General features: G+C 42.3%; 5 protein-coding genes. 3 read left to right on the top strand and 2 right to left on the bottom strand.

Annotated features, from left to right (window positions below; genetic code table 11):
* Window positions 1-301: 301 nt before the first annotated feature.
* Both V7L01_RS01645 and V7L01_RS01640 read left to right on the top strand, forming a co-directional pair.
* Entirely contained in the window at window positions 302-4,024 is a 3,723-nt protein-coding gene (locus V7L01_RS01645) for a beta strand repeat-containing protein (RefSeq protein ID WP_335031305.1), read from the top strand.
* 632 nt (window positions 4,025-4,656) lie between these two features.
* Window positions 4,657-11,355 carry a Calx-beta domain-containing protein gene (locus V7L01_RS01640; RefSeq protein ID WP_335031303.1) on the top strand — a complete coding sequence of 2,233 codons (6,699 nt, stop codon included), beginning with the start codon at window positions 4,657-4,659 and terminating at the stop codon, window positions 11,353-11,355.
* Between the two features lie 387 nt (window positions 11,356-11,742).
* Here V7L01_RS01640 and V7L01_RS01635 read toward each other — a convergent pair whose 3' ends face one another.
* Entirely contained in the window at window positions 11,743-13,953 is a 2,211-nt protein-coding gene (locus tag V7L01_RS01635) for an Ig-like domain-containing protein (protein WP_335031301.1), read from the bottom strand.
* Between the two features lie 401 nt (window positions 13,954-14,354).
* Here V7L01_RS01635 and V7L01_RS01630 point away from each other — a divergent pair, with 401 nt between their 5' ends.
* Window positions 14,355-14,495: a hypothetical protein gene (locus tag V7L01_RS01630; protein ID WP_335031299.1), complete on the top strand. Its 141-nt coding sequence runs from the start codon at window positions 14,355-14,357 to the stop codon at window positions 14,493-14,495.
* Between the two features lie 184 nt (window positions 14,496-14,679).
* On the opposite strand, the gene priA is transcribed toward V7L01_RS01630, so the two are convergent.
* A complete protein-coding gene (gene priA, locus V7L01_RS01625) occupies window positions 14,680-17,235 on the bottom strand; it encodes a primosomal protein N' (protein WP_335031297.1) in 2,556 nt (851 codons plus the stop codon).
* Between the last annotated feature and the right edge of the window lie 441 nt (window positions 17,236-17,676).

The raw sequence follows: 17,676 nt of genomic DNA, 5'->3' as shown, positions 1-17,676 counted from the left end.
CTAACTTATTCCAGTATTAATACAGTAGCAAAAGCTATATTTTCAGTATAATTTGGTACTAAACACTGCTATTATTTTTTCTGTTTTACCTCAATAAAAAGAGGTTCTAATTACCCATTAAATTTAGGAACGGAAGGGTATATCTAGATATTCGTTTCATATTTAGTGCTGTATTTCTAAAGTCTTACATTCGAGTCAACAGTTACGAGTTATCAAATTTTATTTACTAACAATAATCACAGTGCAACTGCAAGAAAACAAAACTTCTAAAACCTAAACTAATTTTGTAGAGGAATTATAAATGCCAACCAATACAGCGCCAACATTGGACAACGCAGGTAATCCCATACTGACTGCCATTACTCAAGATGTGACTGACACCGATAACCTTGGCACTCTAGTTTCTGCCATCATTTCCACAGGTACAGGTGGCAACCCTATCACTGATGTAGACACAGGTGCAGTAGAAGGAATTGCCGTCATTGGCGTAGATAATACCAACGGTACTTGGCAATACTCGACAGATGGCGGTATCAACTGGATTAATTTTGCTGTATCCCAGACTTCTGCTACATTGCTCAGAGATACAGAAAAAGTCCGTTTTCTCCCTAACCCTAGCTACAATGGCACGGCTAAAATCACCTTCCGCGCTTGGGATATTTCAGACGGTAACACCAGTGGCACTACTGGCCTAAACCCTGGTGTTGGTGGTGGCACAACAGCCTACAGTAGTGCTACGGAAACTGCCAGTATCTCAATTTTACCTCTTGTAGGACTAAGACCTTATTCCATCGTTGTCGCCGACTTTGATAAAGACGGTAATACGGATTTGGTAACGGCAAACAAGTCTTCCCAAAGTGTTTCGGTACTTTTGGGAAAGGGTGATGGCACTTTTAAGCCTGCTAGCAACACTAGCGTAGTCGGGTTCGATGGGTTAAGTCCCTATTCTGTTGCTGTAGCCGACTTCAACAAAGACGGCAAATTGGATTTGGTAACGGCAAACTATCACTCCAATAACATTTCGGTGCTGTTTGGCAAGGGTGATGGTAGCTTTCAAGCTGCTGTGAATTTTGGTTTGGAGTCAGCGTCAGCTCCTACATTTGTCGCAGTGAGCGACTTCAACAAGGATGGAAAATCTGACATAGTAACGGTAAACAATGCCTCCCAAAATATTTCGATACTGTTGGGAAATGGTACTGGTGGTTTTGCAACTGCCAAAAATTTTAAAGTTCCCAGCCGTCCGACTTCCGTTATAGTCGGCGACTTTAACAAGGATGGAAAATCTGACTTAGCGGTGACGAGTTCTTACTTCAATAACGTCTCAATCCTCTTGGGAAATGGTGACGGTACTTTTAACTCAGCCACCGAATTTGATGTGGGAACAAATCCTAATTCTGTCGTCGTGGGCGATTTCAATAAAGACAACAAATTGGATTTAGCGGTGGCGAATTCAGACTCTAACAACGTCTCCGTACTGTTAGGCAATGGCAGTGGGGGCTTTGGGATTGCCACCAACTTTAATGTGGGATTAAATCCTGTATCCGTCACCGTGATTGATTTCAACCTAGACGGTAACTCTGACCTAGCAGTGGCGAATGCAGGCTCCAACACAGTTTCAGTACTACTGGGAAATGGCACCGGTGGCTTTGGAAATGCCACTAACTTTGACGTGGGGACAAAACCCTATTCCGTCACTGTAAGTGACTTCAACAAAGATGGTAAATCTGACTTGGCGGTGGCAAACAGCGAATCTAAAAACGTTTCAGTGCTACTTAATAATCCCAATAATTCCGATAACAATAATCCCGTTATCCCTATATCGGCACTCATCAACGAAATTCTCTTTGACCCCCCAAGTACAGATAGCCCCAGAGAATACATCGAACTGCGGGGTACTTCCGGTACAACTATACCCGTTGGAACTTATTTAGTTGGTATTGAGGGTAATTCCAGCACTAACCCTGGTAATGTTCAAGATATTTTTGATTTGTCTGGTAAGCAGTTTGGTAGTAATGGTTTGTTGGTTCTGTTACAAAAACTCAATACTTATGCAGTTAACCCCAACGCAAATGTAGTAACTAATGCTGGAAGTGGAGCCGGATGGGGAAGTGGAGCTTCAAGTTCAATCGGTCACAGTGGTCAGACAAACGCAACTGATATAGAAAATGGGTCTGTTAGCTTCTTTCTGATTCAAACTGGTACTACACCTACCCTGACCAATGATATTGACTCAAATAATGATGGTATTGCTGATGGTAATGTGTACTCAAATTGGACTGTGCTAGATTCCGTTTCCGTTTTAGATGGGACATCTACTACAGACAGAGCTTATGGCTCGATTGTTTTTAGAAAAGGTTCTACTAGCGGTTCAGTTCCAACTAATGCCACAGTTGTTAACACATCATTTATCCCAGGATATGTAGGGCGTTCCAGTGACACTACAGGTTCCGCAGCCTCAGATTGGGTGGCAAGTGCGATCGCTGGCACAGCACCAAATTTCACATTAGGTACTGCTACTAACACATCACCTGGAAACTTTGCCGAGCAACCATTGAATCATATTGGTTCTGCTAACTTTGTTCCTGGTGCTAATCTCAATTACACCATTTCAACTGCTACACCAACTGTAACTGAAGGTAATAGTAGTAGCAAAACTGTCAGTTTCACCGTAACTCGCAGTGGCGATACTAGCGTTGCCACTACCGTCAATTATGCCCTGGATGGCACAGCAACGTATAGCACTGATTACAACACCATTAAAGTTGAAACTACAACAGCTAATACATCTGGGACTTTAAAATTTGCCGCAGGGCAAACAACAAAGACCATTTCACTCAATGTTGTGGGTGAGAAAGTGGCTGAAGTTAACGAAACCATTAATCTCAACCTGAGTTACCCCAACCAAACAGCAGCGATCGCTCCTGGTACAATTACCATAATTGACGATGACAGCACACCGACGATCTCCATTGCAGATAAAACCGGTACCGAAGCTAGCGGCAATTTTGTTTTTACCGTCAAACTCTCTAATGCCAGCAGTGACGTAATCACAGTCGGTTACAATACGAGTGATAATACTGCGATCGCTGGTAGTGATTACACTCCAGTCACAGGAACCCTGACTTTTAACCCTGGAATTATTTCTCAAACAATCGCTGTGCCGATTCTCAACGATTTCGTTGCCGAATTAAGCACCAGTGAGAGCTTTTTTGTCAATCTCACTAACCCTACGAATAGTAGTATTGCTGATAACAAAGCAATTGGTACGATTACAGACAACGATACAGCAGGTTTCACTATCTCTGCTGCCAAAGGACTAGTAACTACCGAAGCTGGTGGTACAGCTAATTTCACTATCCAACTTACTAGCCAGCCTACTGCTAATGTCACCTTCAATTTGAGTAGTTCCAAGGTAAGTGAAGGTACTGTATCAGTTCCTAGCGTCACTTTTACTTCAGCTAACTGGAATACGCCTCAAACAGTCACGCTGACAGGTGTTGATGATGGTGTTGCAGACGATAACATTGCTTACCAAATCATTACTGGTGCAGCAGTTAGTAGCGATGCCAAATATAACAATCTCAACCCTAGTGATATTGATGTCGTCAACATTAAAAACGGCAACCAAGTCAATAGCATTATCACAGGTTCAGCCAAGGCTGATAGCTCTTTGCAAGGAACTAGCTCAGACGATCTGATTTTTGGCTTTGCTAATAATGATGTAATTATTGGCGGGTTAGGAAACGATCGACTTTACGGCGGTTTAGGTAGTGATAATCTTACAGGCGGTGCAGGTAGTGATATCTTTGTGCTTGCTAAGGGTGAAGGTACAGATACGATCAAAGACTTCAATATTAGTGAAGATTTGATTGCTTTATCAGGTGGTTTAATTTACTCAGGTTTGTCTATTACTCAAAGTGGCACTAATACCTTAATTAAGGATACTTCTAATAACCAAAATCTTGCTTCTTTAACTGGAATTAGTGCATCAACTTTAAACGCTAACAATTTCATCACTTACTAACACAGCACTGCGTTAATTAACCGAGCATATCCGGTTTATTCAGATTTCAGTAATAATACTGTAGTGCCTATGATTTTTTTAGTATAACTTTGGACTGAATTATGATATCAAACTTTCGATAACCTGGGAGCGTAAACTCAGCAGTTACCAAGTGCTTTAACAGATAATGTTGATACCCTGCTTTCTAAACGCTAGCCATTTCATCACTTATTAATACAGCACGGCGTTAATAGAGCAACTATACCCGGTTTATCTAAATAAATCGGGTTTCTCAATTTTTTACTCCCAGAAGATCGCTTGAAGAATAATTCCGAATTTAGAAATCAGAATCACTCTTCGTGGGGGATATAAACTGCTACAAATGAAGCACTACCAAATCGTAAATTTCTTAGGAGTCTTAAACCTGTTTATTTATTTTAATTTTACTGTTAAATCTCTCTAATAGAAGCTACGCAAGCACAAAATAACTTATGCAATTTGAATAAGCCTTACCACAGCACCTGAATGCGAAAATCCAATTCACCTTGATGTTTAAATTAACGAGCTAAATAAGCGATTAAACAGCTTTGTAATAACGCTTATTTCTGACAAATATCTTAATCAATCGAAAGCTTTATCAAAGGATAAAAATTATGACGAAACAGCCAAAAAATAATCGCGTTGAAAGTCAATATAATTCTGTTAAAGACATACTAGAAGCAAGCAAAAATATTGTTTTTATAGATACAGCAGTTATTGATTACCAATGCCTAGTAGCTGGGATCGCACTCGGTAGCGAAGTTGTTATCCTTGACCCCAATAAAGATGGTTTAACGCAAATCAACGAGTTTCTAGCAGGATGTAAATCTAACTCAGTTCAATCAGTTCACATTGTCTCCCACGGTAGCGAGGGGAGTTTGCAATTAGGGTCAACTTACCTTAGCCTCACCAACCTCAATAACTATGCAAATCAGTTACGAAACTGGGCAAGTGTTTTAACTGATAAAGCTGACATTCTACTTTATGGCTGTGATGTAGCCAGCGGCTCAGGAAATAAATTTGTGCAGTTTCTGAGCCGAATTACTGGGGCAGATGTTGCTGCTTCCACTGACAAAACAGGAAGTGCAGCTTTAGGTGGCGACTGGGATTTAGAGGTGAAGACGGGGAAAATTGAAGCTTCCCTGGCATTTAAACCAGAAGTAATACAGGCTTACCAATCTATTTTGCCAGCTAGTTTTACTGGCACATACTCTCAAAGCTTCAGCACATTAGCTAGTTCTGGAACATCTATTTCTTGGGCTAATGATTCAACCATTTTGGGCTGGTATGCCACGAGAACAAATTACAACGTTGGTAGTGGTAGTAATAGTACAGGTGGATTGTATAGTTTTGGTACGACTGGAGATCGGGCACTTGGTTCTGTCGCTTCTGGTACTACAGGAACTATTTATTATGGGTTGCGACTCCAAAACAACACAGGTTCATCAATTACTCAGTTGCAAGTAGGTTATACGGGCGAACAATGGCGTAATGGTGGTAATACATCGCCGCAACAGCTGAAATTTAGTTATCAAACTGGGTCAACTCTGACAAATTTGACAACAGGAACATGGAACTCTGCCACATCGTTAGATTTCACCAGCCCAATTGCAAATGCAACCGCAGCAGCCTTAAATGGCAATCAAGTTGCCAATAAAGTTGTTATCACACCTATAACAATTACCCTAGCTACCCCAATAGCTAACGGTGAAGAGATTATATTGCGTTGGGAAGATATAGATGATGGAGGCAACGATCACGGTTTAGCGATCGACGATGTATCTGTCAAAGTAGATAACAGCACCTATATAGTAACTAACACTAATGACAGCGGTGCTGGCTCGTTAAGGCAAGCTATTATCAATGCCAATAACGATCCGGGGATTGAGACAATTATCTTTGATCCGACTGGGATATTCGGTGATGCTACCCCCGACACTATTACCCTGACTTCTGGGGAATTGAATGTTACTGAAGGAGTGATAATTCAAGGAACTGGAGCTAATAAACTCACCATCAGTGGTAACAATGCTTCCCGTGTTTTTAATGCTAGTGCCTCCCTCTCAATTGATGGGTTGAACATAACTGGGGGAAATGCAGGAAGTAGTAACGGTGGCGGCATCTACAGCACCAGTAGTGTCACACTCAGCAATAGTACTATTTTTGGCAACACCACGAACAATGGCGGCGGCGGCATCTACACCAACAATGCCACAGTCAGTAATAGCACTATTTTTGGCAACACCGCGAACAACAACGGCGGCGGCATTTACAGCAGTACTAGTCTTAGCATCAGCAATAGCACTATTTCTAGCAATACATCTAAATCTTCTGGTGGTGGCATCTACACCAGCAATGCCACAGTGAGTAATAGCACTATTTTTGAGAACACTGCTGATAGTGATAACAATGGCACAGGTAATGGTGGCGGTATTTTTAGGTCTGGCGGCACGGTAAACATTAGCAATAGCATCATTGCTGGCAATATTGACACAGGTAATCAAGGGCCAGATATTTTTGGTAACAACTTCAATGGTAATGCTTACAACCTGATTGGCAAAATTGCTGGTAAATCATCCGGGACTCTGGGCACGGGTACAGATATTATTAACCCCAACCCCGGACTCAAACCTCTGGGAAATTACGGTGGTTCTACACAAACTCACGCCCTAAGCTTTTCCAGTCCTGCCACGAATGCTGGCGATCCGGGTTACAGTGGTGGCTTAACTACCGACCAACGCGGCACGGGTTTTAACCGGATTGAAAGCGGCAGGATTGACATTGGAGCATTTGAATATGTGCTTCCAAAAGTCAGCTTTGGTGCTGCTACATACAATGCAATAGAAGATAGTACCGCCACTATAGTAACTATTGCTGTTACCTTAGATGCCTCTCCAGAAACGGCTGTTACAGTTCCGATTGTCGTCAAAAATAGTAGTACGGCTACTAGTGGCGACGATTACACTTTTTCCCCCACTACTATTTCTTTTACTGCTGGGGCGACAGGCTCAAATTTAACAAAGCTAATTACTTTTACTATTAACCCAGACGATTTACCTGAGAATGCAGAAACAGTTGTACTCAACTTCGGCACCCTAACAGGTGCTGATTTGGGGACAATAACTGAAACTACTTTAACTATTGCCGCTAATGATTCGATTCAATATGCAATTTCTAGCGCCACCTCGAATTTGACTGAAGGTAATAGCGGTACTCAAGCTGTTACTTTCACGGTTACTCGCAGTGGTGGTATTGGTGTGGCTAGTACCATAGATTATGTTTTTGGCGGTACGGCAACTTTTGGCAGTGACTATAACAATATTCAAGTTACGGGTGGAGGAACTGCTGCATCTGGGACTTTAAGCTTTGCTGTTGGGGAAAAGACTAAGACAATTACAGCCGATGTTTTGAGTGACAACATATTTGAACTCGATGAAGACATTACTGTTAACCTAAATAACCCCAACCTCACAGCTGCGCCGGCAAATTCCACAATTACTAACAGTTCAGCTACAGTAAACATCAGCAATGATGACAACCAACCAACTATCAGCATTTCGGATGTCTCAGTTACTGAAGGCAATACAGGTACAACAACTAATGCTAACTTTACTATTAGTCTCTCCAATCCCAGCTATCAGCCGATTACTGTAAATTACAGCACGAGTGATAGTACTGCTCAAGCTACTGACTCTGATTACAATTCTGCTTTAGGGACGATTACTTTCGCTCCTGGAGAAACTAGTAAAGTTATTAGTATTGGTGTCATCGGCGATAATAAGTTTGAAACCAACGAGGCATTTTCTGTCAATCTTTTGGGGGCTACAAATGCCGCGATCGCAGATAATTTAGGAGTTGGTACGATCGTCAATGATGACAACCAACCAACTATCAGCATTTCGGATGTCTCGGTTACTGAAGGCAATACAGGCACAACAACTAATGCTAACTTTACTATTAGTCTCTCCAATCCCAGCTATCAGCCGATTACTGTAAATTACAACACGAGTGATGATACTGCCCAAGCTGCTGACTCTGATTACAATTCTGCTTCAGGGACAATTACTTTCGCTCCAGGAGAAACTAGTAAAGTTATTAGTATTGGTGTCATCGGCGATAATAAGTTTGAAACCAACGAGGCATTTAATGTCAATCTTCTGGGGGCTACAAATGCCACAATTACTGATAGTTTAGGCGTTGCTACCATCAGCAATGATGACAACCAACCAACTATCAGCATTTCGGATGTCTCAGTTACTGAAGGCAATACAGGTACAACAACTAATGCTAACTTTACTATTAGTCTCTCCAATCCCAGCTATCAGCAGATTACTGTAAATTACAACACGAGTGATGGTACTGCTCAAGTTGCTGACTCTGATTACAATTCTGCTTCAGGGACAATTACTTTCGCTCCAGGAGAAACTAGCAAAGTTATTAGTATTGGTGTCATCGGCGATAATAAGTTTGAAGGGAACGAGGCATTTAATGTCAATCTTCTTGGGGCTACAAATGCCGCGATCGCAGATAATTTAGGAGTTGGTACGATCGTCAACGATGACAACCAACCAGCGATCGCCATTTCGGATGTCTCAGTTACTGAAGGCAATACAGGTACAACAACTAATGCTAACTTTACTATTAGTCTCTCCAATCCCAGCTATCAGCAGATTACTGTAAATTACAACACGAGTGATAGTACTGCTCAAGTTGCTGACTCTGATTACAACTTTGCTTCGGGAACTATAATTTTCGCTCCTGGGGAAACTAGTAAAGTTATTAGTATTGATGTCATCGGCGATAATAAGTTTGAAAGCGACGAGACATTTGCTGTCAATCTATTAGGGGCTACAAATGCCGCGATCGCAGATAATTTAGGAGTTGGTACCATCATCAATGATGACAACCAACCAACTATCAGCATTTCGGATGTCTCAGTTACTGAAGGCAATACAGGTACAACAACTAATGCTAACTTTACTATTAGTCTCTCCAATCCCAGCTATCAGCCGATTACTGTAAATTACAACACGAGTGATGATACTGCCCAAGCTGCTGACTCTGATTACAATTCTGCTTTAGGGACGATTACTTTCGCTCCAGGAGAAACTAGCAAAACTCTTAGTATTGGTATCATCGGCGATAATAAGTTTGAAACCAACGAGGCATTTAATGTCAATCTTCTGGGCGCTACAAATGCCGCGATCGCAGATAATTTAGGAGTTGCTACCATCATCAATGATGACAACCAACCAACTATCAGCATTTCGGATGTCTCAGTTACTGAAGGCAATACAGGCACAACAACTAATGCTAACTTTACTATTAGTCTCTCCAATCCCAGCTATCAGCCGATTACTGTAAATTACAACACGAGTGATGATACTGCCCAAGCTGCTGACTCTGATTACAATTCTGCTTCAGGGACAATTACTTTCGCTCCAGGAGAAACTAGTAAAGTTATTAGTATTGGTGTCATCGGCGATAATAAGTTTGAAACCAACGAGGCATTTAATGTCAATCTTCTGGGGGCTACAAATGCCACAATTACTGATAGTTTAGGCGTTGCTACCATCAGCAATGATGACAACCAACCAACTATCAGCATTTCGGATGTCTCAGTTACTGAAGGCAATACAGGTACAACAACTAATGCTAACTTTACTATTAGTCTCTCCAATCCCAGCTATCAGCAGGTTACTGTAAATTACAACACGAGTGATAGTACTGCTCAAGCTGCTGACTCTGATTACAACTCTGCTTCGGGAACTATAATTTTCGCTCCTGGGGAAACTAGTAAAGTTATTAGTATTGGTGTCATCGGCGATAATCAAACTGAAACTGACGAGACATTTGCTGTCAATCTTTTGGGTGCTACAAATGCCGCGATCGCAGATAATTTAGGAGTTGGTACGATCGTCAACGATGAGAACCAACCAGCGATCGCCATTTCGGATGTCTCAGTTACTGAAGGCAATGCAGGCACAACAACTAATGCTAACTTTACTATTAGTCTCTCCAATGTCAGTTCTCAGCAGGTTACTGTAAATTACAACACGAGTGATGGTACTGCTCAAGTTGCTGACTCTGATTACAACTCTGCTTCGGGAACGATTATTTTCGCTCCTGGGGAAACTAGTAAAGTTATTAGTATTGGTGTCATTGGTGATAATAAGTTTGAAAGCGACGAGACATTTGCTGTCAATCTTCTGGGGGCTACAAATGCCGCGATCGCAGATAATTTAGGAGTTGGTACCATCAGCAATGATGACAACCAACCAACTATCAGCATTTCGGATGTCTCTGTTACTGAAGGCAATACAGGTACAACAACTAATGCTAACTTTACTATTAGTCTCTCCAATCCCAGCTATCAGCCGATTACTGTAAATTACAACACGAGTGATGGCACAGCTCAAGTTGCTGACTCTGATTACAATTCTGCTTCAGGGATGATTATTTTCGCTCCTGGGGAAACTAGTAAAGTTATTAGTATTGGTGTCATTGGTGATAATAAAGTTGAAGCCAATGAGACATTCTCTGTCAATCTATCTGGTGCTACAAATGCCACAAGTACTGATAATTTAGGGGTTGGTTCCATCAATGATGATGACAACCAAACAACTATCAGTATCTCGGATATCTCACTTCTTGAAGGTAACGCAGGCACAACAACTAATGCTAACTTTACTGTCACTCTCTCCGCAACCAGTTCGCAGCAGGTTAGTGTAAATTACGGCACGAGTGATGGCACTGCTAAAGTTTCTGATTCTGATTATAACCTTACTTCAGGGACAATAAATTTCGCTCCTGGGGAAACTAGTAAAGTTATTAGTATTGGTGTCATTGGTGATAATAAAGTTGAAGTTAATGAGACATTCTCTGTCAATCTTTTGGGCGCTACAAATGCCACAATTACTGATAGCTTGGGAGTGGCTAGCATCATAAATGATGACGAACCACCCGCCATCAGCATTGCAGATGTATCAGTCAAAGAAGGCACGACAGGGATGATAACTAATGCTAAATTTGTCGTCACTCTCTCTAATGAATTCTATCAATCGGTGATCGTAAATTACGGCACGAGTGATGGCACTGCTAAAGTTTCTGACTCCGATTACAATTCTGGACTGGGAACGATAATTTTCGCTCCTGGGGAAACCAGCAAAACTATTAGTATTGGTGTCACAGGTGATAATAAAGTTGAAAACGACGAAACATTTTTTGTCAATCTCTATGGTGCGGCAAATGCTAGGTTCGCTAAGAACCAGGGAGTTGGTATTATCATCAATGATGACCTCCCAGCCTTCTAGAGTTGCCCACAGGCTTTATAATCCCCCGAAGCACTTTTAAAAAACGAGGTAACCGGAGTCAAAGTCCCCCAATTTCTTGGGGGATTTAGGAGGATCTAACGTCATTTTGTATCTTGTACAGAGCTGACTTTTCACGGTATCTGGAAAACCTCACTTCTATTTCTCTCTCCTAAAAGGAGAGAGACTTTGAATTTTCCCCCTTCCCGCATCGGGAAGGGGGTTAGGTCAATCGTTGGCTTTTCCACATAACGTGAAAAGTTAGGTACAAAGATGTGTGTACGTATTCTGCACTTGAATGGGGCCGAGACTACTTAAAAGCTGATTCGTCCGATTTTATTCCCCCAATTAAAATGAAAGACTGATAAACCTTTTGGAAAACTTTTCGATTTACTGATTTGAATTGAGTGGACGCAGAAGTGTAATTTTGCCCGTACCATTCCCTTCATTGAGCTGCGCCACGTACAGATGTCCATTCGTAGGATTCTCAACCAAATCCAATGGACTTATGTTAAAACCGGTGAAGCCAGTAATACCCGTTTGGAAATTTACAATATCCAAGTTTGCACCACCTGGTGTTAGCACAATGATGTCTTTACCAGAACTGTAACGTACCACCAGGAGTTTGCCTTGTAGCTTGCCACCTAAAACATTACTACGGTACTCAATCATACCATTCGGTGAGAAATGCTCTCCGAAATCGAAGGCAATACCCTTCCAGTTGCGGTCAGGTAAAGTACCAATGGGATATTCTTTTACCTCACCTGGGTCTGTACCATTTGTGGGATTTCCTCCACTCAGTACCCACTCACAACGTTTAGGATTGGGGTGACCATAATAACCGTTTTTAACTATCCGAAACAGATAATCTTCCTGCGTGCCTATATTGCTGAGGGCAGGTACGGATGGACTGGTATAAGCCCCATTAGTAGCTTTATCGATACGGTTTTGGCAGGCAAGAGGTAGGGGGATAGGTGTATTTGGTGTATTGCCACCAGCCGCTGAACCATTTGTTGCCACATACAACTGACCATTGGTGTGCCAAACCAGATCGTAAGCACTGCGTATACCGCTAGCAAATATAGTTACAGCTGCTCCCGCCTTAAAGGGGTTATAAGTACCTCCATCCTCCGTTTTAACGCTTAAAGGAGGTGAGGCGATTTTGGACAGGTCAACTCGTAATACAGCAGCAGTTAACAACTGCTCAGGACGATTACTCCAGGCATTGTTTGGTGCGCCCGTACTATTATTACTACCCTGCAACACATACAGCACTTTTGGCTCATTAGGCTTAAACTCAATGCTGTTGGTTAGATGATCCCGGCTCGATCGCGGTAAATCAACCACATAGTCTTGTACTGTCTCTAGGTTGGAACCACTCAACCGAGTAATTTTACCAGTCCACTCAGGCGCATCAACAGTTCCATCCCAGTAGTAGTTGTTTGTTACCCATAGAATTAGGTTGCTAGCATTTGTTGATGAGGGATCAAAATGCATACCAATGATAGTTCGGTTACCACCATTGGCAGTCTGCAATGAGGTAATCGTTTGTGGCTTACCTAGAGTGCCATTAGCATTGATCGGGAAGCGCAATATCTCACCTAGTAAGGTGGCAGCATAGAGTTTATTGTCAGGCCCAATCGTTACTGTGGTGTAAGGTTTGGGAGGTACATTCGCTAATGAAATTTGCTCAAAATTAATATTACTTGCTTGGTTCCCAAGGATGCCTGTTGTGAAACTGATGCTATAGGGTAAGAATGCAACACCATTGCTGTCTTTAACCCCGTTAGTGATTTTTAACAGATATTTAGTATTATTTTTGAGATTCTTTATCGGAGACACTACAATCACATCTCCACCACCAGAAGTGTTGTAATTGGCATCGACTTCTGTATTAGTACTGGTATCGATCAGCTTGATGGTTGAGGCTGAAAGGCTATTAACCGCAATCCCACTATTGGGGAGATTCACGTCTGATGTAATCGAGATATTTGGCGACACATTTGTCTGACTATCAGTAGGATTGCTCGTTCTGACTGAGGGACGGTTACCCGCTGCGATCGCAATATAGTTGAGTTTGGTATTTTCACCGCCTTTAGCATCAATTGTCAACTTGCCGTCGGTAACATTAACAATTTGGGTAACTGTGGTAAACTTTTTGGTTCCCGTTGGTACAAAGCCGGAAATTACAGCCTTACCTTCTATATTGATCTGGTGGTTACTATCTAGACTATTAGTAGCATCACCAACACTAACAGTCACATTGTACGAACCATTAGAGAGGGCATATTCCCAAGCCGCAGGTATCTTCACTCCTGTTCCCGAAAAGTTAGCAGGATATTGCATATGAATCAGTGTATTAAGTCGTCTATCGATACCACTTTGGTTGCGATCGCGTGTATTAAGTTGGATATCAAGGGGAGTGTGTGTAGTATTACTTAAGCTATCTTCACGCACCCAACCAAAGTTCTGAGTAGCATTGTAGGCTTGACCAATGTCTTTAATATATCCAGATGGTACAGGAGCATTATTTGGTTGAAAATTAATTAATGCTGGAACAATTGCTAATACCAGTATTTTGGGTTTGATGTTGTAAGTCATAATATATACCTTGTAGTTAAACTTCACCACCAAGCATGAAAAAGGGACTGGAAACTAATATTTTTACTCAGCACTCAGTACTTGCAAGCCGGAAAGTAGAAGGGATGCAATATTGTGTACAAAATATTTAGCAAATACTTGAAATTACGTATCTTTTGAACTTATTTTTAAGGGAACTTTATAAATCATCAACTTGTGCCAGTATGATTACGTAAAAAGCAATAAATCTTCAAAATTATCATCGGAACTCTTTAACTGCTACTGGCAGAGTTCATTTTTGTCTGTGCTGTCAATATGCAAGTAAGTTTGCCAGTTTATTTCACACATAACCGCAGAGTCGCAGACAGAAATCTAAATAGTGCGATCTAAAAACCAATCTGCTTGGATTAAGCATTTCTTTTTTGTCTCTGCGTTCTCTGCGCTTTCTCTGTGAGACGCTGCGCGTTCGTCTAGCGTCTCGTAGAGATGGCGGTAGCTTGTGGAAAGCCGCTGACGCTCCTTCTCTGCGAGACGCTACGCGAACGTCGCTACCGCTTCGCTAATGCATCTACGTTAAAAAGTTGACTTTGATAATAGAGTTTTCGTCTTAACCCAAGCGTGTTGCTCTAAAAAGATGACAATTGATGTAAGTGATTCATCCCGCATTTATGCAACGCCACAAAAAGATTTTTATGCGTTGATTGTGTACGTAATTCATAATCACATAATTTCCCATAATTCACATAATCACATAATATTTATGGGATCTACATCAATAGTTAGGCTAACAGACGAAGGACAAAGCGATCGCACTTCCTCCCAATCTGGCAATTGTGGCAATGCATCGGGAGCAAATTTAATCAATATTTGCCAGCGATAACGATTAGCTACTCGTAAAATACTTGCTGGTGCTGGCCCCAATATCTCGAATTCTTCTTGGGTACTTAAGGCTGTGGCGATAATTTGCGCCGTATTTTGCACTTGAATGGGATCGAGACTACTTAAGCGCAATAAAATTAACCGCCCGTATGGGGGATAATTGAGGGCTTGGCGTTGTTCTAATTCAGCTTGGGAGAAAGAGTGATAATCGTGCGATCGCACTGCTTCAATTACCTGATGCTCTGTAGTATAAGTTTGCACAATTACCCTACCCGGATCGTCGCCTCTACCAGCACGCCCAGCTACCTGAGTCAAGGTTTGAAATGCCCGTTCGCTGGCGCGATAATCTGATAAATTTAGCAATCCATCGGCGGCGACAACGCCCACAAGTGTCACTTGGGGTAAATCCAATCCTTTAGTGAGCATTTGCGTACCCACTAATAAATCTGCTTCGCCGTTCGCAAATTGGGTAAGTAGGGTACGGTGTGAACCTTTATTGCGAGTGGTATCGCTATCAAAACGAATTAAGCGCAATTCTGGGAACTGTCGCGCTAGTTCCTGGGTTACTCGCTGAGTACCGCTACCGAAAAATTTTAGGTAAGGGGAACTACAATCAGGGCAGAATTTGGGATGCGATCGCGCATAGTTACAATAATGACAGCGCAATAATTCCGGCGCTTTTTCTTCAGTGTGGTGGTACGCCAGCGAAACGTCACAATGCGGACATTCCAACACATATCCACAACTGCGGCAAGATACAAAAGTACTGTGTCCCCGGCGATGGATAAATAAAATTCCCTGTTGTTTTCTTTGTTGCAACTCTTGCAAAGCTTCTTGCAGCGATCGACTAAATATAGAACGATTTCCCTGCTGCAACTCTTGCCGCATATCCACTATTTCCACAGGCGGTAGTGGACGAGAATTGATGCGTTCGGGGAGCGAGAGGTAAAGAGTGCTAAGTGAGGCGTTACGAGTTAGGAATTCTCCCCCTGCTCCCCCTGCCCCCTGCCTCCTCACGCTTACCCAACTCTCCAATGAGGGCGTAGCGGAACCCAACACCAAGGGGCAATTTTCTAACTCTGCTCGCCATTGGGCGACGGTACGGGCGTGGTAGGTGGGTATGGGGGAGTCTTGCTTAAAGCTGCTGTCGTGTTCTTCATCTAAGATGATTAAACCCAAGTTGGGCAAAGGGGCGAAAATCGCGCTGCGGGTACCAATGACAACTTGGGGTTCTCCTGCGAGCATTTGTCGCCAAGTGTCGTAACGTTCACCATCGGAGAGGGCGCTGTGATAGACGCTGACTTTATTGCCAAAACGGGCGCGAAAACGATCGGTTAGCTGGGGTGTGAGTCCAATTTCTGGGACTAAGACAAGGGCGGATTTGCCTTGGTTGAGGAGAGGGGCGATCGCTTGCAAATATACTTCTGTTTTTCCCGAACCTGTCACTCCATGCAACAAAACTTGAGCAAATCCATCTAGTGTCTGGATTGCTTCTAAGGCGCCAGCTTGGGCAGCAGTTAAAGATTTAGCAGCATCGCCTACTAATGCTGGGCCCTGTTCTGTTCGCAATACTTCCCGTTCTTCGATGACGATGCAACCCTTTTGCGCCAACGTTTTGAGGATAGAGGAACTAGCATTGCAAATTACCAGTAATTCATTTTGCCATAACTCCCCACCACGCCGTCGTAGTACTTCCAAAATCTCTCTTTGGCGAGTAGTTAAGTCATCCTCGATTGTACCTGTAAGCGTGACTGCTTTTTGCAGCTTTGGTCGAGTCAGCCGTGGCGGTTCTAAGTAGCTTTCTACTAAACCGAATCGCAGCAACTCGCGAATTCCCCGATAGGCAGATTTGACTTTTTGTTGGAGGTAGACAAAACTATAGTCCCCTGTCGGCTGCCTTTGTAAAAGTTCCCAAACTTGCCGCGCAGTTGGAGTCAGAAAAGCTGAAGGATCGGGAGATGCCAGTAAATAACTACTCTTCCCTACCCCTCTGTCTTTAATGATGCGGATACGACGCTGCGATCGCCCCAGCAAACCTGGTGGCAAGGCAACCCGGATTACTTGAATCAGTGGCGTATAGTAATATGCAGCAACTCGATTGAGTAATTCCCAATAAGCACTTGGGAAAAATCCAACGCTCACTATATCTTCTACTTCCCGGATTTTTTCTGGTGCTAGATCGACATTTGGTTGTGCCAGTAACCGAATAGCGATCGCTCCTAATTGTTGTGCCCCAAATGGCACGCTCAAAATATCCCCTGGTTTTATTTCTAACTGGGTTGGCAATCGATAAGTAAATAGTCCTGTACTTCCTGGACAGTCTACCAGTACTTCAACCCACCTATTAACAGTTGCACTTAACTGATATGATTCCCCAGGTTCAGCCACCATCACAGGAGATAAATTTACGTCATTAATATACATAGATTCTGATTTTATAATTAAAGTTTTACTCACATAACTAGTCACAATTAACCTAGATCGCTAAACTCTATTGTTTTGCTTTTTTAGACGTAAAGTGTATTTCCCAATACTGTTATCCTTCATAATACTTGATAATTTTCCTCTTATGTAATCTACTAGACAATTTTGTCTCTTCTATACGTGCAATAAATATTTGGTGCCTACCTTACAAATAAAAGCATCTCGGCTAAGTCCACAAAAGTTACTCCTACTACTAATTAGGGAGTAGCCTTTTTCCGCCTATCGATAGATATTCAACCCTTTCTGCATATGAGATGCTTTTATACAAATAAGAACATCCCCAAATTAAGCTGCCATTATTGTAATTTGTATCGTGTGGTGAACTTTAAATAAATCGGGAATGCATAATCCCAGCATCAGGTTTTGGATTTACCCAAAGAC

Source organism: Nostoc sp., assembly GCF_036917095.1.
Lineage (GTDB): Bacteria > Cyanobacteriota > Cyanobacteriia > Cyanobacteriales > Nostocaceae > Nostoc.
The sequence above is the reverse complement of the archived record's forward strand: the minus strand, read 5'-3'. Positions and strand labels throughout refer to the sequence as shown.

Bases quoted from the DNA above. Each gene is read 5' to 3' on its own strand.
- V7L01_RS01645 (WP_335031305.1), top strand. From the start codon at position 302: ATGCCAACCAATACAGCGCCAACATTGGACAACGCAGGTAATCCCATA.
- V7L01_RS01640 (WP_335031303.1), top strand. From the start codon at position 4,657: ATGACGAAACAGCCAAAAAATAATCGCGTTGAAAGTCAATATAATTCT.
- V7L01_RS01635 (WP_335031301.1), bottom strand. From the start codon at position 13,953: ATGACTTACAACATCAAACCCAAAATACTGGTATTAGCAATTGTTCCA.
- priA (WP_335031297.1), bottom strand. From the start codon at position 17,235: ATGTATATTAATGACGTAAATTTATCTCCTGTGATGGTGGCTGAACCT.